The sequence below is a fragment of the Roseibium aggregatum genome, from assembly GCF_017309185.1.
Taxonomy (GTDB): domain Bacteria; phylum Pseudomonadota; class Alphaproteobacteria; order Rhizobiales; family Stappiaceae; genus Roseibium; species Roseibium aggregatum_B.
Genome location: NZ_JAEKJZ010000003.1, coordinates 459,013 through 482,706, shown reverse-complemented (window position 1 = coordinate 482,706; position 23,694 = coordinate 459,013). Strand labels below are relative to the sequence as shown.

Sequence of the window (23,694 nt, the reverse complement as noted above, 5' to 3'; positions counted from 1 at the left end):
AGGGTAATTCTGACAGAGAACTATGCAGGGATTGATTGTGCAACCCTCTTTCAGCTCAACCGTCAGAATTTCCGTAGCTCCAGTCCCAAACCGTTCGGCACGATCGATGGGGCTGGAATGCAATTCATTATCCCGCGGGCGCTTCCGGGATCAGGACCCCGGGCAGCGCGACCGCCCATGCCGCTAGCTTTTTCCGACCGAAGCAATCGCCGCGTCCACCGCGGCGCCCAGCCGGTCGGCAATGGTCTCGATATCGGCCCTGGTCGAAATGAAGGGGGGCGCGAGCAGGACATGATCGCCGTCGCGTCCGTTGATCGTTCCCCCCATGGGATAGACCATGAGTCCCCGGTCCATCGCCTCGCGCTTGATGTGGACATTGAGTTTCACCGCAGGGTCGAACGGCGCCTTCGTTTCCCTGTCCTTGACAAGCTCTACCGCCTGGAACAATCCGCGTCCGCGAATATCGCCGACGTTGGCATGCTGGCCGAGACGGTTCTTCAGGCAGGTGGAAAGATGCTCGCCCATGGCCACGACATTCGCCAGCAGATTGTCCCGGCGGATGATCTCCTGCACGGCCAGCCCGGCTGCGGCGGCCATCGGGTGGCCCATGTAGGTGTGCCCGTGCTGGAAAAAGCCTGATCCGGTCTCGAAGGCCTCGAAAATCGCCTTGCTCAACAGCACCGCGCCGATCGGCTGATAGCCGCCGCCGAGACCCTTTGCGATGGTCAGAAGATCGGGACGCACATTCTCCTGCTCGCAGGCATGCAATGTACCGGTCCGCCCCATGCCGCACATGACTTCATCAAGGATCAACAGGACGCCATACCGGTCGCAGATCTCGCGGATTCTACGGAAATATCCCGGAGCCGGCGTCAGTGCGCCGCTCGTCGCCCCCACGACCGGTTCGGCGACAAATGCCATGACCGCGTCTTCCCCGAGCTCCAGGATCTTGTCCTCCAGCTCCTGCGCCGCGCGCTGGCCGTACTCCTCCAGCGTTTCGCCCGCCTCCTGGTATCTGTAGGCATAGCAGGGCGCGATGTGATGGGTTTCGATGAGCAGCGGACTAAACTGAACCCGGCGCCATTCGTTGCCCCCGGCGGCGAGCGCCCCGAGCGTGTTGCCGTGATAGCTCTGGCGGCGCGCCACGACATGGCGGCGCTGGGGGCGGCCGGTTTCGACGAAATACTGCCGCGCCATCTTGAGGGCCGCCTCGACGGCTTCCGAGCCGCCGCTGACAAGATAGACCTTGTCGATCCCCTCCGGCGCGTCGCCGATCAGGCGATCGGCCAGCTTTTCCGCCACCTCCGTCGTAAAGAACCCGGTATGGGCGTAGGCGATGGCGTCAAGTTGCGCGTGCAGGGCCTTCAGAACGTCGGGATGCCCGTGACCGAGGCAGGAAACCGCCGCGCCGCCCGAAGCGTCGATATAGGACTTGCCGCTCTGATCATAAAGATAAATTCCCTCGCCGCGGACGGCGACCGGAGGTGTTGACCGGATATTTCGATGCAGAAGATGTGTCATCGGATGTCTTTCGAAGTTGGCGCCACCGGCAGGGGGCGCGTCGTGACATAGGTGTCGAGGCTGGCGTGATAATCGTCCGCCTGCCTGAGAGCTTCGAGCGCCTCGTCGCCTTCGCGGCCGGCAACGAGGCCCGCCAGAATTTCCGCGAGCGCGAAGGCGGGCGTCATCGTATGAAAGAAAGAGGAGCTTTCCGTCGAGGCAATGACGCTGACGGCTGCGTTGCTCGCAAGGGGCGAGACGGCGCTGTCCGTCAGCGCGATGACCGGGACCCCTCTAGCTTGCGCGTAACCGGCAATATCCAGGGTAACCCGCGTGTACGGGCGGACGGTGACGGCAAAGAGGACATCGTCCTTCGTCGCAAAACGCAGCCTGTCCGCTCCGGTATCCGCGACATCGTCCAGCATGACGGTCTTTTCGCCGATGAGGGACATGATGTAGTGGAGTTGCCAGACGATGGGATAGCTGGCCCTCAAGCCAACGCAGAACACGCGCCGCGCGTTCACCAGCAGGGCCGCCGCCTCGGTGAGTTGGGCCAGCCTTTCCGGGGATCCCAGCGCGTCGATCTGCTGCTTGAGGGATGAAATGATGTTCGCGGCCAGGGCCTGGTCGCCGTCAAGTGCCTGAAGCCGTCGCTGGTCCCGTGCCTTTTCCGCAAAGTCGGACACCGGGGAACGCACGGCTTCCGCATAAGCCTCCCGTACGGCATCGTACCCCTCCAGGCCGAGCTGTTTCGCCAGCCGGGTCATCGTCGAGGCCTGCACGCCGGCACGCCGTGCCTGTTCGCGCATGGACAGCAGCGCAACGTCGCTCGGGTTGTCGATGACGAAACGCGCCGCCTTTTTCAGCTCCTTCGGGAAACCGCCGAAATTTTCGATAATCCGATCGGCAAGCGCCGGCTTGAGCATGAGATCGATCCTGCGCGCTCATTTGCAACTTGCAACACTTGTTTCAAAATTAACAGAAAGTCAACAAATGGATTACTCGCCAGCCGCCCGGATTGAACGGCGCACTGCCTGTTCCAGACCCAGTGATCGCGATTGCCACGACGGCGGGTGGAAATGCTGTTGTCCTGTTACAAAAGCACTGATGGCTGCCCGGCAGATGTTTCAATGTTGATGGGACACCATAGCCAAGCGCGGCGTTTGAAGCCGTCAGCGAAACAGGCCGCGAGGTTTGCTCAGGTGTGAAAAGATCCGAGATGAAAAGCCAAGGCATCAGCGCCCGGTTCAATCTTGCGCCGGCGGCAATCCCGTCACCGACATCAGGCTTCAAGGCCAGGATGAATCTCGGCCCTGATGCGATCCTTCGCCGGCATGCGCGAGCCCACCCGCGTCCTCATCGGCAAATTGGGGCATACTAAACAGGGCGCCGGAGGGCAGCCCGGGATAAATCCGGAAGTTACTCGAAAACGTTGCAGCTTTTTTCCGGCAGAGCGGCTTGAGCCGCTCCGCCGTTCTTTCATCGGCTTATTTCTGCAGTTCCGTCCAGATCGCCGTGTAGATATCCCTTGCCGATTTCGGGCAGACCGGGATGAACTGGCCGGCAGCCTGGAGGTCTTCCGGGGTGTCGAGTTCAGGCGCGCCCTTCATGTCTTCCGGCATGAAGGCTTCGGAGCCCTTGATGCCGTTGGCGTAACGGGCGAAAGACGAGATCAGGGCCGCGTTTTCCGGTTCCATGATGAAGTTCTGGAAGAGCTTGGCGTTCTCGACGTTCTTGGCGTCCTTCAGGACGGCGACGGCGTCCATCCACAGCGGATAGCCTTCCTTGGGATAGCCGTAGACCACCTCCGGGTTTTCCAGGCGTGCGCGGAAGGTGGAGCCGTTCCAGTTGACCGTCGCCTGGTATTCGCCGCTCTTCAGCTTGTCCGTGGTGCCGTAGTCCATCGACAGCCATTTCGGTTTGGCCGCCACGAGTGTATCGCGCACCTTCTTCAGCACTTCCTTGTCTTCCGTGCAGGCCTCGCCGCCGACGTAGAAAATCGTCATGTTGATGATGTCGTTCATTTCCGGGACGACATTGACCTTGCCGACGAGTTCTTCCGGGGGGTCGAGGAAGATCGCCGAAGTGTTGACATCGCCGGAATAGGACGTCTTGTTGACCGCAACCCCGGTCGTGCCCCATTGCCACGGCACGGTGTAGTGACGGCCCGGATCCCACGGCACATCGACCCAGCGCTCGGCGACGTTCTTGAAGTTTTCCATCTGGTCGGGTCGCGTTTCGAGCAGCAGGCCCTTTTCGACGTAAATCGGCACCCAGTTGCCGGTCGGCACGACGATGTCGAAGCCGCTGCCGCCGGCCTCGATCTTGGTGAGCGCCGTGGTGTTGGAATCATAGTCGGTCAGCGTGACCTTGACGTCGTATTTTTCCTCGAACTTCTTGATCAGCTCGGGGTTGGTATAGTTGCCCCAGTTGTAGATGTTGAGTTCGCCTTCGGCGAAGGACAGGGCCGTCGTGGCGAGCAAAGCCGCCGCCGTTGCCGTGGTCAGTCGAATGAGATGCATGATGAATTCCCCTCTTTCGGCATTTTTAGATTCTTCAGCTTTTCGCCGTGCCCCTGCCTGAGAGAATGAAGAACACGGTGAGAAGAAGGACGGTCAGCGCGAGCAGGACCGTTGAAATGGCGTTCACCTCCGGGGTGATGGCCCGGCGCAACTGGCCGAGCATGTAGGTCGGCAGCGTATCCTGGCCGGCCGATTTGACGAATTCGGTGATGATGACGTCATCCAGAGAGATGACGAAGGCGAGCATCGCGCCGGCAACGATACCCGGCGCCATCAGCGGCAGGGTGATCCGCCGGAAGGTCCGCCAGGGCGTGGCGTAAAGATCGGCGGCGGCGGATTCCAGAGAGAGGTCCATCCCCTCCATGCGCGCGCGTATCGGCAGATAGGCGAAGGGGATGCAGAAAGCGGAATGGGCAAGGATCAAATAGCCCAGGCCGGTATAGCCGGTGGCAACCTTGATGCTGGCGAAGAAGATCAGAAGCGCCACGGCGGTGACGATCTCCGGCACCATCAGCGGCTGGTTTATCATCACGTAGATCGCCGTCCTGCCGGGAAAACCGCGTGTCCGCGTCGTCCCCAATGCCGCCATCGTGGCGAGCGTCGTCGAAATCAGGGAGGCCGCCAGCGCGATGACCAGCGAGCGCAGCGTGGCCTCCTGGACCTGTTGGTTCTGGGCGGCGACAACATACCACTTGAGGGAAAACCCCTTCCAGAGCGCCACGGAGTCCCCGGCGTTGAAGGAATAGACGACAATGGTCAGGATCGGCGCGTAGAGCAGCACGAAGCAGGTGACGGCGATCATGGTAAAGCCCGGAATGCGCCGGATGGAAAACGGTTTTGCGCCTCTCATCGCTCGCTCTCCCGGGTGGAGACACGCACGTAGAACAGCAGCGCCACCATCACGATCAGAAGCAGCAGGATCGACAGCGACGAACCCAGCGGCCAGTTCCGGCCCTGCCCGAACTGCAGCTCGATGAAGTTGCCGATCATCATGTTCTTGCCACCGCCGAGCACCCTTGGGGTCACATAGGCGCCAAGCGACGGCACGAAGACGAGGATGGACCCGGCGACGATGCCCGGTTTGACGATGGGCAGGATGACCCGGCGCAAGACCTGCCAGCGGTTGGCGTAAAGGTCGTAGCCGGCCTCCACCAGACGGAAATCGAAGCGCTCGATGGCCGCATAGAGCGGCAGTACCATCAGCGGCAGATAGACATAGGCCATGCCGATCAGGACCGCCGTGTCGGTATACATGATCTGCAGCGGTTCGGAGATCAGGCCGAGGTTCTGCAGCCAGGTGTTGATCAGGCCTTCGGAGCGGATCATTTCCAGGATCGCGAAGGTGCGCACCAGGAGATTGGTCCAGAACGGGATCGTGATCAGGAACAGCCAGAAGACCCGGGCCCTTCCGGGCCGCGTGGCGATGAAATAGGCCGTCGGCAATCCGAAGGCGATGGTGATCAGCGTGGTCAGGAGCGAGAGCCGCACGGACCGCCAGAAAATCGTCAGATGCGCGTCGGCCAGCCCCAGCGTGTCGTCGAAGATGTCCCGGCTGAAGAAAATCTGCACCCAGGCATCGAAGGTTGGCTTCCAGACGACCCCGCTGTAGTCCCCCGGTTCCATGAAGGAATAGACCAGCACGATGAGCAGCGGGCCGGACGCGCCGACCAGGAGCAGAACAAGCGCCGGCAGGGAGAGCAACCAGTTGCGCTTGACGCGCGTCGCTTCGAGCCTGGCTTCCAGAACTCCGGGTTCAGGCGGTTTCCTTGTCACGGTCAGCCTCCCACGATGCGTAGCGCACCGGGCGCGAAGCCGATGTTCACCGCATCGCCGACCTTGTGAAGACCCTCGCCGCCGGCGGAGGCCGGTGTTCTGGCGACAAGCTCGGTTCCGCCGCCCAGATCGATGTAGCAATAAAGATCGGTACCGAAATAAAGGGTGTTGGTGACCTTGCCGGCAAGCCCTTCCGCGCCCCCGGCCGGGTCAAGAACGATCTGTTCCGGCCGGACCGTCACCGTTACCTTTCCGGACGGGGTTTCGCCCTCCAGATAATCGGCCGCCATTTCGACCCCTCCGGCAAGCTTCACCCGCGCGGGCCGCCCGCTTTCCACGACCTCTGCGTCGAGGAAATTGGATTCCCCGATGAAACTCGCCACGAAGCGGTTGACCGGACGGTTGTAGATTTCCTGCGGACTGCCGACCTGAAGGATCTTTCCGCCGTTCATGACGCCGATCCGGTCCGACATGGTCAGCGCTTCTTCCTGGTCGTGGGTGACGAAGATGAAGGTGATGCCGGTATCTCTCTGCATCCGCTTCAGCTCGATCTGCATCTGCTGGCGCAGTTTAAGGTCGAGGGCCGACAGAGGCTCGTCCAGCAAGAGGACGGAAGGCCGTGGTGCCAGCGCGCGCGCGAGCGCGACACGCTGTTGCTGGCCGCCGGAAAGCTGGGCCGGAAGACGTCCGCTCATTTCCTCCATGCGCACCAGCGCCAGCATCTCGCGCACGGCTGTCTCGGTCTCCGCCTTGCTCCGGCCAAGCATCTCCAGGCCGAAGGCAATGTTTTCAGACACTGTCAGGTGCGGGAACAGCGCATAGCTCTGAAAGACGGTGTTCACCGGCCGCTTGAACGGCGGCTCGGCGGTGATGTCGGCGCCCTCCAGCAGGATCGCACCCTCGGTCGGAGCCTCGAAACCCGCGATCATCCTCAGGAGTGTGGTCTTGCCGCAGCCCGACGGTCCAAGCAGGGTGAAAAACTCGTTGCGCCTGATGTCCACCGATACGGCATCCAGCGCCCGCATTTCGTTGGGCGCGGTGCCGAAAACCTTGGAGACAGCTTGCGCGGATATCGCGACGCCTTCGTTTGTCACCAGCTGCCTCCAGGCGTGCAGGCAAATGTGCCTTGAAATCGATCCGACGACCGGACGATCACGCCGGAAATGCCATATGCACGGAAAAACTCACATTCCGAAAAAGTCCGCATTCCCGGACACACCCCTAAAAAACAACACGCCTCCCAAAACATTAAGCCATAGCCAATCTACAAATTTGTCAAGATGGCTTTTGCGCGTTCAAGAAACTTCAAAACTAAGAAAACAAATGCGGATCCCCTGATTACGGGGAGCTTTAAACGGTTGAATTACCGTGTCTTCCCTTCCGTGTTCCGGAATTGTCTCCTGCCATTCTCCAGCACTATTTTTGAGCAAACGAGCGGCGCTGGCGATCGGGTCACTTAATTCAGCGGCGAGACAATTGCTTGCCGGCTGTTTGCCGGACGTTCTCCGCCTGGGCGTCCATAAAATTCCATGCGGGGGCCGGTTGTCCGAAGAGGTAGCCCTGGGCGATCTGACACCCGAGTTTCGCGAACAAGTCTCGCTGCGCCTCCGTTTCCACACCTTCAACGACCAGCTTGCAGTCGATCTGTCTGGAGATTTTGCGCAGGAACTCAACGATCGCGAAAAGGACTTCGTTACCCTGGTTTTCCGGGACGAAGCTCTTGTCGATCTTCAGTTCGTCCCATCTGAACTGGCCGATCTTGGACAGGGACGAATAGCCTGTGCCGAAATCGTCCAGCGCAATCGCGATTCCGGTTTTCTGGAGCTCGCGCAGCGCGTCGAAGATCAGATCCTCGTTCAGCATGGCGATGCTCTCGGTGATTTCGAGCGTCAGACGCCGGGGAGGCAGTCCTGTCTCTTCGAGAACCCGTTTGACAGTCGACACGATATCGGTGCCGACGAGTTGCGCGATGGACAGATTGACGGAAACCCGGGCCGTGGTGGAAATCTGCTGGATATCGGTGCACGCGGCTCGAAGAATGCCCTCCCCCATCCAGGCGATGTCTCCACTGATCTCGGCAATTTTGATGAACGCATCCGGCCCCAGCAAACCGCGTCTCGGGTGATCCCATCGCGCCAGAGCCTCGTATCCGACCACCTCACCGCTCTCGAGATCGATTTGCGGCTGATAATAGGGAACGATTTCGTTTCGCCAGCGCGCGAAGTCGAGCTCCTTCTCGATCCAGGTACGCTGCTCCAGAAGCTGCCGCATGTCGAGATCGTATTTCGCAATACCGCCTCTCCCGCCGGCTTTGGCCGCGTTGAGCGCAAGATCGGCATCCTTGAGGATATTCTGCGGGTCCTCTTCATTCGGCGTAACAACGGTATAGCCGACGGACGCGTGGACGAGCATGTTTCCGGCCTCTGTCCTGAAGGGCTCGGAAAACCAGTCAATGATGGAACCGGCGATCTCGTCGAACCCGGGCGCCCCGTGCCCTTTGTGAACAAGAAGCAAAAACTCGTCGCCGCCGAGGCGGGCCACGACATTGCGGCTATCCAGTCTGACCGCGCGGCGTTTCAGCCGTTCCGCGACCGCCGTCAGAAGCGCATCACCGCCGGAATGACCGACGGTGTCGTTGATGACGTTGAAACCGTCCAGATCCAGGGCAAAGACCGCAATTTCATGGTCTTGGGCGTCCGTATTGCCGGTTTCTTTCAGAATGTCCTTGAAATAGTCGCGGTTCGGCAGGCCGGTGAGGGAATCGTTGTGCGCCAGAAAGGCCAGTTCCTCTGCGTTCTTTCGTATCCTCCGGTTTGCGGCGGACAAGGAATTGTTCTGCAGAAGCGCAATCACCAGCAGCAGGGTCTCAAAGCTCAAGACGCCGATAAAAAAGAGGGCCTCGAGCCGGAAGCTTTCCAGCAAGTCGGCATGAGCCGTCGCATTCAGTTCAAGATTTCCGCGATAGGCTTCGGACGCGAGCCGGTCCAGGTTCGGCTTCAGGTCTTCCAGAGTTGCCAGAAAAGTCTCCAAGCGAGCCGGATCGGACAGGTCTCGAAGCGAAGACTCGAGATCCGTTAGGCTGTGCTTCAGCTCGTTGAAAACCTCCCGGAGGTCCGGCCTTGTGCCGAGGAAGGCCTGGAACCCTTCGCCCTCCCAGACCGATATCCGAGACACCAGGATATCGTATCTGAGCTCCGTGTCCCTCAGGTTGGTTTCGGACGGATCGAGAAGGAATTTTTGCGCCGACGCGATCAGTTGGTAAAATTCCAGCCGGCCATTGGCTCCGTTCCAGGCAGCATCGTATTGCATGGTCCGGCCGATCGTCTCAGATTGCGTGTCATGCAGACTTTCGTGCAGACGGAATGTCACGAGAACGATCAGCAGAAAAACTGCGGACAACAGGACCGTGAAAAAAGAACGATGCATTGCCGGGCCTTTTACAATGGTTTCAACCAAGGCTCATGTTTGTTTCTCAGTTGATCTTGAGAGCCCGCACAAGCCAGACCGACCGAGCGAAATACAGTTTTGTCTTGAGTTCCGGCCGGTCGTCGAAGGGATAGACGACAAACAGCGGCCCCTTGCTTTGAACCGTCATGAATTGCCCATTTTCCTTGAGAGCGAGAATGGGATTGAAGGCATCGAAGTCGGAGAACGGCAAGCTGGCGCTATAGTCGTTGAGCGCTATGACTTCGACCGTTTCGCCGCTGGCTCCGACCATCTTCATAAGGTCGGAAAGCCGAGGCCCCTCGAACGTGACGATTCCCTTGTGCCAGGGGGTGCCGGTCCTGATCTGGCTCTGCGGAAGCCGCTCCAGATCGTCACGCGTGAGATCGATCTGCCCAGCCGCGATATTTCCCGAAACGGACAAGATCGCCTGGCCGGACTGTCCATGGGACGGTGCACAGAAGATCAGGATCAGCTTGATAGTAAGCGTACAAAGAAACAGACGGCCCATACCACTCTCTCGTGCCAAATTGACTAAAAGGCAGTATAGGCATCAGTCGTTTAATATCTATTTTCAAACCCAAAGAATTGAGGTCGAATTAAATCAAAAAAATCAAAATAGAAAATAATGTCATTGGGACTTATCACAGCATATTAACTTCTATCGACACCAGAAGCAGCAACATAAATCAATCAACAACGAAAATTTTACCAATGAAGAAGATTTACCGGGCCCGAAAAACAAAATTGCCCTTCCCGGAAATTTTTACCATCACCAGAACGGCAAACGCGCGCGACCTCCTGAAAGACGCGACGACTGTCAGTCGAACGGCCTTTCCACCACAGCGCACCGAGTGTCTTTCCCGATGCCGGCCCGATATCCGCCCCGGCAGCAACCAAAGTGATCCGCTCAACCGAAGAGACAGAATCCAGAATCGTCACTTCATGAGAATGCGGGCGGCAGCGTTTCTGGCGTGATCGGCGACGCTCGGGTCGCGCGTGAGCAGCGCGGCGACGATGGCGCCATCGATCAGAAGGGCCAGTTCGTGCGTCAGCCCCTCCGGGTCGGCCGGACGGGCCTGACGGGCCAGTTCGCGGATCTTGTCGAGGACGATACCCTTGTGCCGCAGGGCGATATCGCGCAGGCGGTCATCGTTCTTGTCGTGTTCGCCAATGGCATTGATGAACGGACAACCGAAAAAGTTCTCCTCGCAGAACCAGCGCTTGAGCACATCGAAGAGATCCACCAGCTTGTTGGACGCGTCACCGGGAATAGCGTCCACTTCATCGACGAACCACTGGCGCCACAACTCCCCTTCGCGCTCCAGAACCGCCTCCACCAGCCCCTCCTTGGACCCGAAGGCCTTGTAGAGAGTGGTCTTGGCCGTCCCCGCAGCGGTCACAACCGCGTCAACGCCGGTCGCGTTGATCCCATGCCGGCAAAACAGGTCCGAGGCGGCCAGCAGCAGGCGCTCGCGCGCCTGCCCACGGCCGCCTTCGCTGACATTCATCTCTGCGACAAGACTCACAGGACCCTCCAAAAAGCTACAGATCGGTTTCCTTTTATATAGCCCAGGGCGAGCCGCACTGCAATCTTTACCTGCAGTCTTAACGCCTCTCCGAGCGGGTGCACACGAAGTACACTCGCCTTTAAATTAGGCTATTTTCCGTGCAGAAGACCTGAAAATAGCCATTCTTGAAACATTCCATCCTGCGACAAAAGGCAGGTTGCCATTGAATCTCAACCATAACCTCCGCTTTTCGGCATTTGGCACGATCCCTGCTTAACAAGGCTCGATGAAAACAGAACGGTATGTTTCTTTTAGGGAGCGGGCAGATGAAGGGCGCACATATCAAGGCTACAGGCATCTCCCACACCTACAGGCGCGGGGCGACGCAGGCGCTGGCCGGAATCGACCTTGAAATCCAGCCGGGCGAAGCCGTTGCGCTGATCGGGCGCTCGGGCTGTGGGAAGTCTACCTTGCTGCACATTCTTTCCGGCCTGTCCCAGCCGAGCCAGGGAAAAGTGTATGTGGACGGCGCGCTTGTTGACGCACCCTCGCCCAGCCGGGTCATGATGTTCCAGACGCCGAGCCTTTATCCCTGGATGAGCGTGGAGCAGAACATCGCCATCGGCCTGAAGTTCAATGGCCGCATGCGCGAAGCGAAGGCGCGGATTCCGGAATTGCTGGCCCTGGTCGAACTTGAGGCCTACGCCAAACGCAACGTCCAGGATCTCTCTGGCGGGCAACAGCAACGGGTGGCGCTCGCCCGCTCTCTGGCTCTCAACCCGCAGGTCCTGTTGCTCGACGAGCCGCTGTCGGCGCTCGACGCCTTCACCCGTCACGCGCTTCAGCGCGACATCCGCAGGATCGCCGCCGACCGGGGCATCACGCTGGTGCTCGTCACTCACGACATCAACGAGGCCGTCATGATGGCCGACCGGGCCTTCGTGCTGAAGGCCAATCCGGGGCGGATCCACAAGGAACTCCCCATCCCCATCCCGGGTGACCGCAGTCCCTCCACCCCCGCTTTCGCCGGCATCCGCAACCGGCTTGTGGCGGCCTACGAGGAAGCCGCCGGCCTCGCCATGGCGGATGCGGACGCCTTCTCCAGCCAGAACGAACCGGCCGCCGAAACGGACGACATCCGTATACCGGCCGACGGAACCTTCAACTGATCCCGACCACCACCTGAGCATAAGGGGCATCCGCCTATGAGTACCCATGAAAAGCAGTATCTAGACAGCCTCAACACCAGCGAGTTCGACTGGGCCATGCAAAAATGGGCCGGCGAAGCCTATGCCGGCGACTACTCCCGCCGCCAGATGCTCAGCATGTTCGCCAAGGGCGGTCTGTTCGCTTCCCTCTCCGGCCTGCTCTCAAGCCTGCCGCAGATGTCCTATGCCCAGGAAGACGAGGTCGTTCGTATCGGCTACCTGCCGATCACCGACGCCACCGCGCTCCTGGTCGCCCATGCCAAGGGCTTCTTCGGGGACGAGGGCCTGGAAGCGGAGCGCCCGACCCTGATCCGCGGCTGGTCGCCGCTGATCGAAGGCTTTGTCTCCAACAAGTTCAACGTTGTGCACTTCCTCAATCCGATCCCGATCTGGATGCGCTACAACAACAATTTCCCGGTCAAGATCATGGCCTGGGCGCACACCAACGGCTCCGGTCTGGTGGTCGGCCGCCACACAGACATCACCGATTTCTCCCAGCTTGGCGGCAAGCAGGTGGCGGTGCCCTTCTGGTACTCCATGCACAACATCGTGCTGCAATATGCTCTGCGCCAGTCAGGCATCAAGCCGGTCATCAAGGGCGACGGCGAGACGCTGGCCGCCGACGAGTGCAACCTTCAGGTCCTGCCGCCGCCTGAAATGCCGGCCGCCCTCGCCGCCAAAAAACTCGACGCCTATATCGTCGCCGAACCGTTCAACGCGCTCGGCGAAATGAAGGCCGGCGCCCGCATGCTGCGCTTCACCGGCGACATCTGGAAGAACCACCCCTGCTGCGTCCTGTGCATGCACGAGGAGGCCACCAAGGCGCGTCCGGAATGGACCCAGAAAGTCGTCAACGCCGTGGTTCGCGGCGCGATCTACGCGTCCAACAACAAGGCCGAAGTCGCCGAAATCATCTCCAAGAACGGCGAGGGCTACCTGCCCGCGCCCGCGCCGGTCGTCACCCGCGCCATGACCGAATACGACCTGGAAAGCTACCGCACGAGCGGTGCGGTCCAGCACGTGGACGACTGGGGCAACGGCCGCATCGACTTCCAGCCCTGGCCTTATCCGTCCGCCACCAAGCTGACGGTGGAACAGATGAAGGAAACGGTTGTCGGCGGCGACAAGACCTTCCTCGGCGCGCTCGACCCGGAATTTGTCGCCGACGATCTGGTCGATCGCAGCTTCGTCAAGACCGCGCTCGAGAAGAACCCCGAGTGGAAGAACGATCCGTCCGTTAATCCCGACAATCCTTACGAGCGTGAGGAGGTCCTGGCGCTGTGACCCAGTCCTCCGCCCTCCTTCAGGAAGCAACGCCCCCCACCCCGGTCGAGACCGGGGTGGAAACGGCGGGCCCCGTCCGCGAACGCGTTTCGGGGCATGCCAGGGCGGCCGCGCTTGCCGTGGACCTGGCCTATGCCCTGGGCGGGATGGCCCTGCTCATCGTGCTGTGGTGGCTGGGCGGACGGATTGCGCAGTCCAATCCGGATCTCTTCGCCTTTACGGATTTCGCCCCCGGGCCGACGTTCGCCCGGCTCCACGAGATGATCGCCACCGGCGAAGCCGCCGACATGGCCATTCCAAGCCTTTACCGTGTCGGTCTGGGCCTGCTGTGGGCGGTCGCGGTGGGAGTGCCGACCGGCATTCTCATCGGCTGGTTTCATCAGGCGCGCAAGCTGACGAATATTCCGTTCCAGTTCCTGCGCATGATCTCGCCCCTCTCTTGGATGCCGATCGCGGTGATGGCCTTCGCCACCTGGGACGGAGCGATTGTCTTCCTGATCGGCATTGCCGCGGTATGGCCGGTTCTGTTTTCCACCGCCGCCGGACTGAAAAGGGTCGATCCTGCCTGGTTCAAGGTCGCGCGCAATCTCGGCGCCCGTCCCTGGCACATGCTGTTCACCATCATCCTGCCGGCGATCTCCCAGGACATTCTGACCGGCATCCGGCTGGCGCTCGGCGTCGCCTGGGTGGTGCTCGTCCCGGCCGAATATCTCGGCGTCACATCGGGCCTCGGCTACGCCATCAACGACGCCCGCGACACCCTCGAATACGACCGTCTGGCCGCCACCGTCGTGGTCATCGGCATCATCGGCTTCGGCCTCGATTTCCTCTGCCAGCAGGCCATCGCGCGTCTGAGCTGGCACCGCGAGGACTAACCCAATGGCGCCGGACAATCCGGCGTCGCAACCCAAGGAGAGTGAAATGTCCAACGAACCCGCAACGGCCCTGACCGGGTGCCTTGCTCCGATCGACAAGGACGGTCTGGAAGGCCTGATCGAAAAGGGCAAGGCCGACCCCAAGGCGGTCAAGACCCTCAAGTGCAAGACCGTGGCCGAAGGCCGCTTCCGTCACGCCAACTACATCCGCGACCTGCAGCCCTACATCGTTGACGAGCCCCCGGGCCTGCTTGGCGACGACACCGCGCCGAACCCCTCTGAGGCTTCCCTCGCCGCGCTCGGCTCCTGCATCGCCGTCGGCCTGCACGCCAATGCCGTCCACCGGGGCATCACCATCACAACACTCGAAGTGGAGCTGGAAGGCGATCTCAACATCACCGCTGTCTGGGGCACCGGCGACACCAGCGAGAAGCCTGTCGGCTTCACCGATGTGCGCATCAAGGTCCACATGGACGCGGACGCTCCGCAGGAAACCATCGACGAACTGATCGCCCATGTCTGCCAGTGGTCGCCGGTGTTCAACACCTTCTCCCGGCCGGTGAACATGGTCGCCGAGTCCGTCTGACAGCATTGACCTGCCCCCAAGCAGCCGGGGGCAGGCTGCCTTTCGGAGGGGCCTTTTCTAGGAGTAACGAAAATGAACGTACAGCTTGGCGTCCAACCGGCACAGGTATCCGGCCCGATACCGGACGCGGCCGGACTGGTCGAGACCGTCCGCCAGATGGCCCAAAAGGATCTGGCCCCTCTGGTTCACGATATCGATCTCAAGGGTCATTACCCGGAGGACTTCATGCGCGCCCTGGGGCAGGCCGGCGCCTATTCCGCGCACGCACCCATGGTGGATGGCGGCGGCATCGACATCGGGACGTCCGTCCGCGCCATGTCCGAGGTCAGCGAGCACTGCCTGTCCACGGCGTTCTGCGTGTGGTGTCAGGATGCGCTCGCCTGGTACATCGCCAACAGCGACAATTCCACCTTGAAGACCACGATCGGCCCGAAACTTCTGACCGGTGAGGCCCTGGGCGGTACGGGACTGTCCAACCCCATGAAGACCCTCTTCGGCATCGAGCGCCTGAAGCTCAAGGCCGAACGCGTTCCCGGCGGTTTCTCCGTGACCGGCATGCTGCCCTGGGTCTCCAACCTGGGCGAGGATCACTATTTCGGGATCGTCTTCTCGCTTCCGGGCGAAGACGGCAAAATGGTCATGGCCGTCGCCGACTGTTCAAACGAAAACACCAAGATCGTCGCCAACGATGAATTCGTCGCTCTGGACGGCACCCGCACCTTCGCCATCCAGTTCCGTCAGGCCTTCATTCCCGACGAGCATGTCCTCGCCGATCCGATCTCCGACTACATCCCGAGGATCCGCGCCGGCTTCATTCTGCTCCAGGCAGGCATGGCCTTCGGCCTGATCAGGAACTGCATCGAGCTGATGGAGCAGGCAGGCGCCAATCTCTCCCATGTCAATTGCCATCTGCCGGACCAGCCGGACGATTTCCGGGAGACTTTGGCCAAGATGGAAGACGAGGTCTACAGCCTGTGCGCAACCCCGTACGACCCTTCTCCGGAGTTTTTCAAACGGGTGATCGAGGCGCGTCTGGCCGCCGGAGACGCTTCCGTCGCAGCCGCGCACAACGCCATGCTCCATTGCGGCGCCCGCGGCTACGTCAAGCGCGGCGCGGCCCAGCGCCGTCTGAGGGAAGCCTATTTTGTCGCCATCGTCACGCCTGCCACCAAACAGCTTCGAAAAATGCTCGCGGATTTTGAAGCGGCCTGAAGAAGCCGCGCGGAAGGAAGTCACAAGACAACGCGGCTGGGGACCGCCCCCGGCCGGCATCTCACAAGAAAGGCAAGACAGCATGATTGAAAAGACCCTGATTTCTCCCCAGGAGCTCGAGGCGCTGGTTGCGGCCGAACCCTGCGTGGTGATCGACACGCGGGCTCCGGACGCTTTTGCCGCCGGCCATGTTCCGGGCGCCGTCAACCTGCATGACATCTTCACCTATCTGGCCACCTCCACGCCGGAGGGCATCGCCGAACTGCGCAGCAAGTTCGCCGAGGAATTCGGCTCCGTCGGCCTGTCGGGCGAAGAAACCGCCGTCATCTACGAGCAGTCCATGAACACCGGCTTCGGCCAGTCCTGCCGCGGCTACTTCCTGCTGCAGTATCTCGGTTATCCGAAGGTGAAGGTGTTGCATGGCGGTTTTGCTGCCTGGGAGGCCGCCGGCCTCGCAACCTCGACCGACGCTCCCGCGCCCGAACCGAAGACCTTCCCCCTGCCGGAAACCGGCAAGGATCTCATGATGGACACCGCCGCAATGCTGGACGCCGTCAAGGACGAGAAGGTCGTCAAGCTCGACGTGCGCGACATCGACGAATGGATCGCCGAAAGCTCCTCGCCCTACGGCAAGGACTTCTGCCCGCGCAAGGGCCGCATTCCCGGCGCTCGCTGGATCGAGTGGTACCGGATGATGAAGCCGACCGCGGACGGCCCGATGATCAAGACCAAGGAAGAAGTGCTGGCGGAATGCGCGACCGTGGGCATCACCCCGGAAACGCCGGTCGCTCTCTACTGCTTCAAGGGCGCCCGCGCCTCCAACACCTATCTGGCGCTCAAGGAAGCGGGCGTGAAGGACGTCAAGATCTACTTCGGCTCCTGGAACGAATGGTCCCGCGACCCGTCCCTGCCGATCGAGGAAGGCCTCCCCTACTGATCGTCTGCCCGGCATGGGACGCTATTGCGCCCCATGCCCCGCCAAATTCCATTCGAACGTTAAGAACTGACAAGCCATGAGCGCGCCCATTCTCATTATCGGCACCGGACAAGCCGGCCTTAAGGCCGCCGAAACCCTGCGCCAGAAAGGTTATGACGGCGGTCTCGTCATGATCGGCGACGAGCCATACCTGCCTTATCAGCGCCCGCCGCTTTCCAAGGCCTACCTGAAAGGCGAAATGGACGAGGAGCGTCTGTTTCTAAGGCCGCGGGCCTATTTCGAGACGGCGTCCATCGACCTCCGCCCGGCCGAAAAGGTCGCAGCGATCGACCCGGACAATCACCGCGTGACCCTTGGCGACGGCTCCGGACTTTCCTACTCAAGCCTTCTGATCGCGACCGGCACACGGGCTCGGAAGATCCCGCTGGAGGGCGCGGACCTCGATGGTGTCTTCTCCTTGCGCACGATGCAGGACGTCGCCGCAATCCGCGGCCCGCTCCAGGACGCACAAAACATCGTCATTCTCGGCGCCGGTTACATCGGCATGGAATTCGCCGCGGTCGCCGCGAAACTCGGCAAGACGGTCAGTGTCGTCGAGGCCCGCCCGCGTGCCATGGAACGCTCGGTCGCTCCGATGATTTCCGAGCATTTTCACCAGCTCCACCGGGAGAACGGCGTCGCCCTTCTTCTGGAAACGGGCGTCAAGCGGATCGTAGGAGACGGTCGGGTATCCGCTGTCGAACTGAGCGACGGAACGCAACGCCCCGCCGACCTCGTCCTGATGGCCGTGGGCGCCGAACCGGTGACCGAACTGGCCCAGGAAGCCGGACTGACCGTTTCCGGCGGCATCCAGGTCGATGCCTTCGCCCGCACCAGCGCTCCCGATGTCTATGCGGCCGGCGATTGCACCCTGTTCCCGTCCGCCCGCTACGGCCGGATCATTCGCCTCGAAAGCGTTCAAAACGCGATCGATCAGGCGAAGATCGCCGCCGGAAGCATGCTGGGCGAGACCGTTCCCTACGATCCCGTGCCCTGGTTCTGGAGCGACCAGTATGACGCCAAGCTGCAGATCGCGGGCCTGTCTGAAGGGTACGACCGGACGGAACTCGACGGCGACCCGGCCTCGGGAAGCTTCTCGCTGCGCTATTTCAGGGACGACTGCCTCATCGCCGTGGACGCGGTGAACGCGCCACGCGCCCATATGCTGGCCCGCCGCGAGCTCCAGGGCGCTCCCGCGCAACCTTCATCCAGGCCCGCCGCCACGGCGACTGGCTGACCTCCAACCCCGATAGCTCTAACCAAGGAGACCCCCATGAAGAGAGACGACCTGACGGAAAAGATCCTCGACATCAAACGCGAGAAAGGCTGGACCTGGAAGTACATCACCGACGAAATCGGCGGCATGAGCCCCGTGCTCGTCGTCGGCGCCCTGCTCGGCCAGCAAAAGCTCGTCAAGCCGCTTGCCAAGGCGGCCGCCGACCTGTTCGGCCTGACCGAGCTGGAAGAAAAAATGCTCAACGAGGTTCCGATGCGCGGCCAGGGCACGCCGATGCCGCCCACCGATCCGCTGATCTACCGCTTCTACGAACTGGTCATGGTCAACGCTCCGGCCTGGAAGGCGCTGATCGAGGAAGAATTCGGCGACGGCATCATGTCGGCCATCGATTTCGATTTCGAGATGGAGCGTCTTGCAGACCCGAAAGGCGACCGTGTCGCCATCAAGATGTCCGGCAAGTTCCTGCCCTACAAGTACTACGGCGCCGAGCAGGGCATCCCCCCGCTGGGCCTCAAGGAAGACTGACACGGCCTCAGCATTCTTGATGCCAAGGTCCGGCCTCCACGCGACGGGGGCCGGACTTTTTATATTATTGGCGTTCCAACCCCAGTTCGCCGGGCTCCGGAGAGAGCACGGGCCAGTCGCTGCAAAATTCTTGTGTTACCCGATCCTTCGACGCGGTAAGCTTCCGGGACATTTATTTCCTTCAAGTCTTGCGTGCGCTTCTTCCCGGCACCGCCTGACCCTGGCCAGATGAGGTCGCGCATGGCCACTCACTTGTCCTTCCCTGAGGCAAGCCCGGAGGACCTCAACCCGTTGCGAACGCGGCTTTCGGCGGACCTGGACAAGGTTTTCGGACCGCCCCGCGGCCGCCTGATGCACGACCTTTGGAGTGTCGAAAAAGCGCTTGGCCTCCATCGGGACTATTTCAGCCAGTCAGGTCAGGACCGGTTTCTCCACGAAGAGATTTTCAAAGGAAAATACAAAGGCACATTCGTCGACATCGGTGGATACGACGGCATCACCGGATCGAACACGCTCTTCTTCGAGCAACACCTTGGATGGACCGGGCTTCTTGTGGAACCTGCGTCCTCGCCTTTCGAGACCGCCAGCAGGACCCGCCGCTGCGCCTGTCGTCAATGCGCAGTGGGGCGCGCTCCGGCGGAAGCCACCTTCATCGAGGTTTTCGACGGCTACACCCAGATGAGCGGCCTGGCAGAAAGCTACGAACAGACAATGCTTGAAACGGTTCGCCAAAACCCCGCGCATCGGGAAAGGCGCGTCCCTGTCCCGGTGAGGCCCATCCGGGATCTTTTGGAGGAAGCGAATATCAAGCGGATCGACTATCTTTCCCTGGATATCGAGGGTGGAGAATGGGCGGTTCTGGAAACTTTCCCGTTCGACACCATCCGCGTGGAAGCCTGGAGCATCGAGAACAATACCGACACCCCGGACATCGCCCGGTTCATGGCCGGCAAGGGCTACGAAGTGATCGAATTCATCGGCAGAGACGAAATCTATCGCTCAGTTTAGACGAGGAGACTGAATGACCCGGGAGGATGACCGTCCGGCGGCGGACAGACTGTATGAGATGGCGCTTCGAAATTTCGGGCGGGAGCAGACCGAGAGCGCCAGAGTGCTGTGCGATGCCTGCCTGGAGCTTTCGCCGGATCATGTCGAGGCCTGGCTTCTCCTGGCCGAAGCCCATTCCTTCGAAGACCGGGATCAGGCGGCGCTTGCCTGCCTGATCCGCGCGGCAGCGATCGAGCCGCCTTCTTTGGAAGCGCTGTCCCGCCTGACACGTCAATATCTCCAGATGGGACGCGCGCCGGACGCCGTTAACGCCGCCAGACGCCAGCTGGAGATCCTGCCCGGCGATCTGGACACCGAATACGTACTTGCCGTCGCTCTCGCCAGGGCAGACAAGAGAGAGGAAGCGCTCTTGGCATTTCAAAAGCTGTTGGAGATCGAAGACACCGCGTCCGCTTCGGCCATCGAAGCCACCTGGCTGCTTCTGGGAGACAGACGCTACAGGGAGGGCTGGCCGCTTTGGGAGCGCCGGCCGATTTATGTCTCCTGTCCGGCAACTCGGAACACCGTGCCCATGTGGCAAGGCGAACCTCTAAGCGGCAGGAAAATTCTCGTGCTCCCAGAAGGCGGACATGGCGACACGATCTGGGCCGCCCGCTTTCTGCCCGGCCTCAAGGCGGCGGGCGCCGAGGTTCACGTCCAGACCAGACCCGCACTTTCCAATCTTTTCAAGGACCTTGAAGGGGTCGATGCCTGGAACGAGGACACTGGCCCACAAGCGGACTATGACTTCTGGGTTCCGATCCTGTCCGTTCCCTCGCTTCTTGAGGTCGAAAACCCTGCCCGCTACCCTCCGGCGAAGCTTCACGCAGAACCGGCACAAGGAGGCGGCCTCGTGAGATTGCTGGGCCGGGCAAGAGCGCCACTGCGTGTCGGCATTCTCTGGTCCGGAAACGTGGACTATGGCGGCAATGCCGACAGGGCGGCCGGACTGACCGACTTCCTGCCGCTCTCGGAATTGCCCTTCGTCCAGCTCTACAGCCTGCAAAAGGGTCCTCCCCAGCGAGAGCTGATCGAGGGCGGTTACGGCGACCTGATTATCGATTGCGACGATTTCGACTTTTCCGAAACGGCGGCACTGATCAGGTCCCTGGATCTCATCATCATGACCGACAGCGCCGTCGCGCACATTGCGGGCTCGCTCGGAACACCCGTCTGGGTGCTGCTGGACCGGTTTCCACATTGGTTTCATGGCTTTGAAGGTTCGGGATCCGATTGGTATCCGGCAATGCGTTTTTTCCGGCAGAGCCAGCCGCACGACTGGAGCGACGTCGTTATCCGAGTAAGGGAAGCGTTGGCCGATTTCGCTGGGAAGTGCCGCTACACCTGATGACGTAACGTAATTGACATCCTTCGAACCATGTCTATAGTTTTCTGAGTTTACTTAAAGGATTGTTCCATTGGTTTCTCGCAAAAGGCCGGGCATCGACAAGGATATCGGCAAATTGGGCGGTGGCCGGCAGCAAACCGACCCCAAGCTGATGGGCGGCCGGCCGGGTCAATGGCATTCGGAGACCCTGACTGCCGGCCACATCTCAGCGCAACCACCGCGCATGCATACGGTTTATGGCGGTCTCATGTCTCCCGGCAGCAGAGGAGCCATGGGAACGCTTTACGGTGGCCGCATCGCTCCAGGCAGGGGAGGAGCCATGGATACGATCTATGGTGACCCTTGGTCTCCTGGCATCGGAAAAGCCATGGATACGATTTATGGCGATCCCTGGTCTCCCGGCACCGGGAGAGCCTTGACTGCGTTTCAAGACGCCAACACCGCATTTGGCGGTCAAAACCAGCTTCATGGGCGTGGCCCTTCGCAAATCGTGACGCGGAACATCGTCCATCCTTCGACCCGGCAGCCTGTTACCATCACCTATAATCAGGTGACGGGCCTTTATCTCGACCAGAGCCTGAACCGCTGGCTCCCAGCCCCGCCCTGGATCAGTGCCCAGTTCAGACGATAAAAACGGCGAAGCCGCTCCCGTCAGCGCGAATTTCAGCGTAACGGTTGAAATCGGCTCGGGCGACGCGAAGGAGACCGGTCCGGCGACGATCGGCTGGCTTCTCGCGCCGGGTGAATCTCATCTCATCTTCGCGCCGCCCAGACGGCTGAAACACATTTCCGGCAAGGGCTCGCGAACCCACGCAAAGTCCGTGTCCTCCTGCCCTGCCGTTCTGGGTCTTGAAAGCCGCCTGTTCGAAATCCTCTGCCCCTTCGACCTGACCTTCGAAATGGGGGAGAGCGACTTCGGCGAGCCTGATGTCAGAAACCTGGACGGAGCCATGTCGTCGGTGCGCGACCATGCCCTGTCGCATCTGATTGTCGTCCATCCCCGCGAAGAATGGCGCAGCCCGGACCTGCCGCTGATGCAGCTTCGGCTTCCCTATATCTTCGTCGCGGATGAGCCGGTCTACATGTCCCAGGTGCCGCCGTTTCAGCACTACAGCACGACACCCCTGCCCGGCCTGATGGTTCCCGGACGGTTTCCGATCAATGTCTGGCCGCGCACCCTGACCTGGGCCTTCGAGTGGCACGACACCGGTGCGCCACTTGTCCTGCGTCGTGGAGACCCGCTGTTTTACCTGATGTTCGAAGTCTTTCCGCAGTCGCGCCCGATCCAACTGATCGAGGCGGAACGCACGCCGGAACTGGAAGCCTATCTGCAGGAGATCCAGGGGGTTGTGAGCTACCTCAATCAAACCTTCTCGCTGTTCAAATCCGCGGAAAAAATCCGGCCCAGCCGATTGGTTCAGCCCAAAGCGCCTCCAAAATGAAGCCGATCCTGATTGAAATCGGTCCCGGCGAACTCTGCGACCGGCTGTCCATTCTGGCCCTGAAGGTGAAACATTCCCGGCCCGGCCAGCAGGCCGACTTGTTCGATACGGCGCTGAACCGGCTGCGGTCCCTGAGAGACGAATTGGCCTTCTGCCCGTCCACCATCGACCTGGAAACGGAACTGGCGGATGTGAACAGACAGCTCTGGGACATTGAGGACGCGCTTCATGACGCGGAAGAGCGACGGCTTTTCGGGCCCGATTACATAGACCTCGCGCGCAAGGTCCAGAAACTCAACAACCGGCGCTGCAGTTTGAAGGCGGCGATCGATGTGGCGCTGGAGGCACCCAGATCCGTCGAGGAGAAAATCTATGGACAATGACGCGGACGAGCCGACGCCGCTCGTCATCATGATTGCCATGCCGACGCGCGGACAAGTGGAGCTGGCGACGGTGGCATCGCTCATCGGCCTGACGCAGGAATTCCAGCGGCACGGACTGGCCTTTTCCTTCGACACTTACACCGGCGCCGCCGATCTGGCAGTCAACCGCAATCACCTGATGAGCAAATTCTATTCAAACCGGTCTTTCAGCCACATGCTGATGATCGACTCCGACATGATGTTTTCTCCCGACGCGGTCTGGCGGCTGATCGCCTTTGGCGGCGATTTCGTGAGTTCCGCCTATCCGCAGAAATATTACAACTGGGAGCAACTCCGAAAACTGATCGAGGCCGACTTCCAGCGGCCCGAGGAGGAGCGGACACCGATCGAGGAGCTCGTATCGCGCAGCATGACCTACAACCATCAGCTGCGCAGCTTCGGTAACGGGGACTGGCAGCCGGAGACCCGCAACGGTTTCATCTCCGTTCCCGCCGCGGGACAGGGGCTCACGCTGTTGAGCCGCAAGGTTCCGAAGACGATGATTGAACGCGGTCTCGTCCAGAAATACCCCGACATGTCCTTGCTCCCCGCGCATCGGGGCCTGGAATGGTACGATTTCTTCGGCAATCTGACATCCGAAAGCAGGGGTCTCTACCTGCACGAGGATCAGCGCTTCAGCAATCGCTGGGTCGAGGGGTGCGGCGGCACGATCTGGCTCGACTGCGAAACCACCATCCGGCATGTCGGCGCCCACACCTTCGAAGGGCGCTATTCCGACAAGGTCGACGACGACTTCCCGCACCTCCGGGATCTTTAGAACG

24 protein-coding genes are annotated in these 23,694 nt (G+C 60.9%); 14 read left to right on the top strand and 10 right to left on the bottom strand.

Annotation, left to right across the window (positions count from 1 at the left end; genetic code table 11):
• Positions 1-183: 183 nt before the first annotated feature.
• The 10 genes from JF539_RS17385 to JF539_RS17340 all read right to left on the bottom strand — a co-directional run bounded on the left by JF539_RS17385 (position 184) and on the right by JF539_RS17340 (position 10,768).
• The gene (locus tag JF539_RS17385) at positions 184-1,521 is read right to left on the bottom strand and encodes an aspartate aminotransferase family protein (protein ID WP_207141955.1); all 1,338 of its coding nucleotides are present in this window, start codon (positions 1,519-1,521) and stop codon (positions 184-186) included.
• Entirely contained in the window at positions 1,518-2,426 is a 909-nt protein-coding gene (locus JF539_RS17380) for a MurR/RpiR family transcriptional regulator (protein ID WP_207141954.1), read from the bottom strand. The genes JF539_RS17385 and JF539_RS17380 overlap by 4 nt, the downstream gene beginning before the upstream one ends.
• Positions 2,427-2,475: 49 nt before the next feature.
• Positions 2,476-2,793, bottom strand: a complete 318-nt coding sequence (locus JF539_RS17375) for a hypothetical protein (RefSeq protein ID WP_207141953.1) — start codon at positions 2,791-2,793, stop codon at positions 2,476-2,478.
• A gap of 194 nt (positions 2,794-2,987) precedes the next feature.
• Positions 2,988-4,022 (bottom strand): extracellular solute-binding protein, encoded by a 1,035-nt coding sequence (locus JF539_RS17370; protein WP_207141952.1) that lies wholly within the window; start codon positions 4,020-4,022, stop codon positions 2,988-2,990.
• Between the two features lie 34 nt (positions 4,023-4,056).
• The gene (locus JF539_RS17365; protein ID WP_207141951.1) at positions 4,057-4,872 is read right to left on the bottom strand and encodes an ABC transporter permease; all 816 of its coding nucleotides are present in this window, start codon (positions 4,870-4,872) and stop codon (positions 4,057-4,059) included.
• On the bottom strand, positions 4,869-5,765 hold the full coding sequence (locus tag JF539_RS17360) for an ABC transporter permease (protein WP_207142060.1): 897 nt from the start codon (positions 5,763-5,765) through the stop codon (positions 4,869-4,871). The genes JF539_RS17365 and JF539_RS17360 overlap by 4 nt, the downstream gene beginning before the upstream one ends.
• A gap of 32 nt (positions 5,766-5,797) precedes the next feature.
• Positions 5,798-6,820: an ABC transporter ATP-binding protein gene (locus tag JF539_RS17355; protein WP_207142059.1), complete on the bottom strand. Its 1,023-nt coding sequence runs from the start codon at positions 6,818-6,820 to the stop codon at positions 5,798-5,800.
• 436 nt (positions 6,821-7,256) lie between these two features.
• On the bottom strand, positions 7,257-9,221 hold the full coding sequence (locus JF539_RS17350) for a putative bifunctional diguanylate cyclase/phosphodiesterase (protein WP_207141950.1): 1,965 nt from the start codon (positions 9,219-9,221) through the stop codon (positions 7,257-7,259).
• Between the two features lie 46 nt (positions 9,222-9,267).
• Positions 9,268-9,750, bottom strand: a complete 483-nt coding sequence (locus tag JF539_RS17345) for a molybdopterin-dependent oxidoreductase (RefSeq protein WP_207141949.1) — start codon at positions 9,748-9,750, stop codon at positions 9,268-9,270.
• Between the two features lie 427 nt (positions 9,751-10,177).
• Positions 10,178-10,768, bottom strand: a complete 591-nt coding sequence (locus JF539_RS17340) for a TetR/AcrR family transcriptional regulator (RefSeq protein WP_328809260.1) — start codon at positions 10,766-10,768, stop codon at positions 10,178-10,180.
• Positions 10,769-11,076: 308 nt separating this feature from the next.
• On the opposite strand from JF539_RS17340, the gene JF539_RS17335 reads away from it, so the two are divergent.
• The 14 genes from JF539_RS17335 (at position 11,077) to JF539_RS17270 (ending at position 23,690) form a co-directional block, all read left to right on the top strand.
• Positions 11,077-11,919: an ABC transporter ATP-binding protein gene (locus JF539_RS17335; protein WP_207141948.1), complete on the top strand. Its 843-nt coding sequence runs from the start codon at positions 11,077-11,079 to the stop codon at positions 11,917-11,919.
• A 36-nt stretch (positions 11,920-11,955) separates the two neighbouring features.
• The gene (locus JF539_RS17330; RefSeq protein WP_207141947.1) at positions 11,956-13,242 is read left to right on the top strand and encodes an ABC transporter substrate-binding protein; all 1,287 of its coding nucleotides are present in this window, start codon (positions 11,956-11,958) and stop codon (positions 13,240-13,242) included.
• 56 nt (positions 13,243-13,298) lie between these two features.
• A complete protein-coding gene (locus tag JF539_RS17325; protein WP_419247687.1) occupies positions 13,299-14,117 on the top strand; it encodes an ABC transporter permease in 819 nt (272 codons plus the stop codon).
• A gap of 46 nt (positions 14,118-14,163) precedes the next feature.
• Positions 14,164-14,703, top strand: a complete 540-nt coding sequence (locus tag JF539_RS17320) for an OsmC family protein (RefSeq protein WP_207141946.1) — start codon at positions 14,164-14,166, stop codon at positions 14,701-14,703.
• Between the two features lie 72 nt (positions 14,704-14,775).
• Positions 14,776-15,915: an acyl-CoA dehydrogenase family protein gene (locus tag JF539_RS17315; RefSeq protein WP_207141945.1), complete on the top strand. Its 1,140-nt coding sequence runs from the start codon at positions 14,776-14,778 to the stop codon at positions 15,913-15,915.
• 85 nt (positions 15,916-16,000) lie between these two features.
• The gene (locus tag JF539_RS17310; RefSeq protein ID WP_419247686.1) at positions 16,001-16,852 is read left to right on the top strand and encodes a sulfurtransferase; all 852 of its coding nucleotides are present in this window, start codon (positions 16,001-16,003) and stop codon (positions 16,850-16,852) included.
• A 76-nt stretch (positions 16,853-16,928) separates the two neighbouring features.
• Positions 16,929-18,128 carry an NAD(P)/FAD-dependent oxidoreductase gene (locus JF539_RS17305; protein ID WP_207141943.1) on the top strand — a complete coding sequence of 400 codons (1,200 nt, stop codon included), beginning with the start codon at positions 16,929-16,931 and terminating at the stop codon, positions 18,126-18,128.
• Positions 18,129-18,164: 36 nt separating this feature from the next.
• Complete coding sequence (gene cynS, locus JF539_RS17300; protein WP_207141942.1) at positions 18,165-18,653, top strand: cyanase; 489 nt, start codon at positions 18,165-18,167, stop codon at positions 18,651-18,653.
• Positions 18,654-18,893: 240 nt separating this feature from the next.
• Complete coding sequence (locus JF539_RS17295; RefSeq protein ID WP_207141941.1) at positions 18,894-19,661, top strand: FkbM family methyltransferase; 768 nt, start codon at positions 18,894-18,896, stop codon at positions 19,659-19,661.
• Between the two features lie 13 nt (positions 19,662-19,674).
• Positions 19,675-21,048 (top strand): tetratricopeptide repeat protein, encoded by a 1,374-nt coding sequence (locus tag JF539_RS17290; protein WP_207141940.1) that lies wholly within the window; start codon positions 19,675-19,677, stop codon positions 21,046-21,048.
• Between the two features lie 70 nt (positions 21,049-21,118).
• Positions 21,119-21,679: a hypothetical protein gene (locus JF539_RS17285; protein WP_207141939.1), complete on the top strand. Its 561-nt coding sequence runs from the start codon at positions 21,119-21,121 to the stop codon at positions 21,677-21,679.
• Positions 21,660-22,490: a hypothetical protein gene (locus tag JF539_RS17280; protein ID WP_209017373.1), complete on the top strand. Its 831-nt coding sequence runs from the start codon at positions 21,660-21,662 to the stop codon at positions 22,488-22,490. Before JF539_RS17285 ends, JF539_RS17280 begins: the two co-directional genes overlap by 20 nt.
• Complete coding sequence (locus JF539_RS17275; protein WP_207141938.1) at positions 22,487-22,873, top strand: hypothetical protein; 387 nt, start codon at positions 22,487-22,489, stop codon at positions 22,871-22,873. The genes JF539_RS17280 and JF539_RS17275 overlap by 4 nt, the downstream gene beginning before the upstream one ends.
• The gene (locus tag JF539_RS17270) at positions 22,863-23,690 is read left to right on the top strand and encodes a hypothetical protein (protein ID WP_207141937.1); all 828 of its coding nucleotides are present in this window, start codon (positions 22,863-22,865) and stop codon (positions 23,688-23,690) included. Before JF539_RS17275 ends, JF539_RS17270 begins: the two co-directional genes overlap by 11 nt.
• Positions 23,691-23,694: the final 4 nt, after the last annotated feature.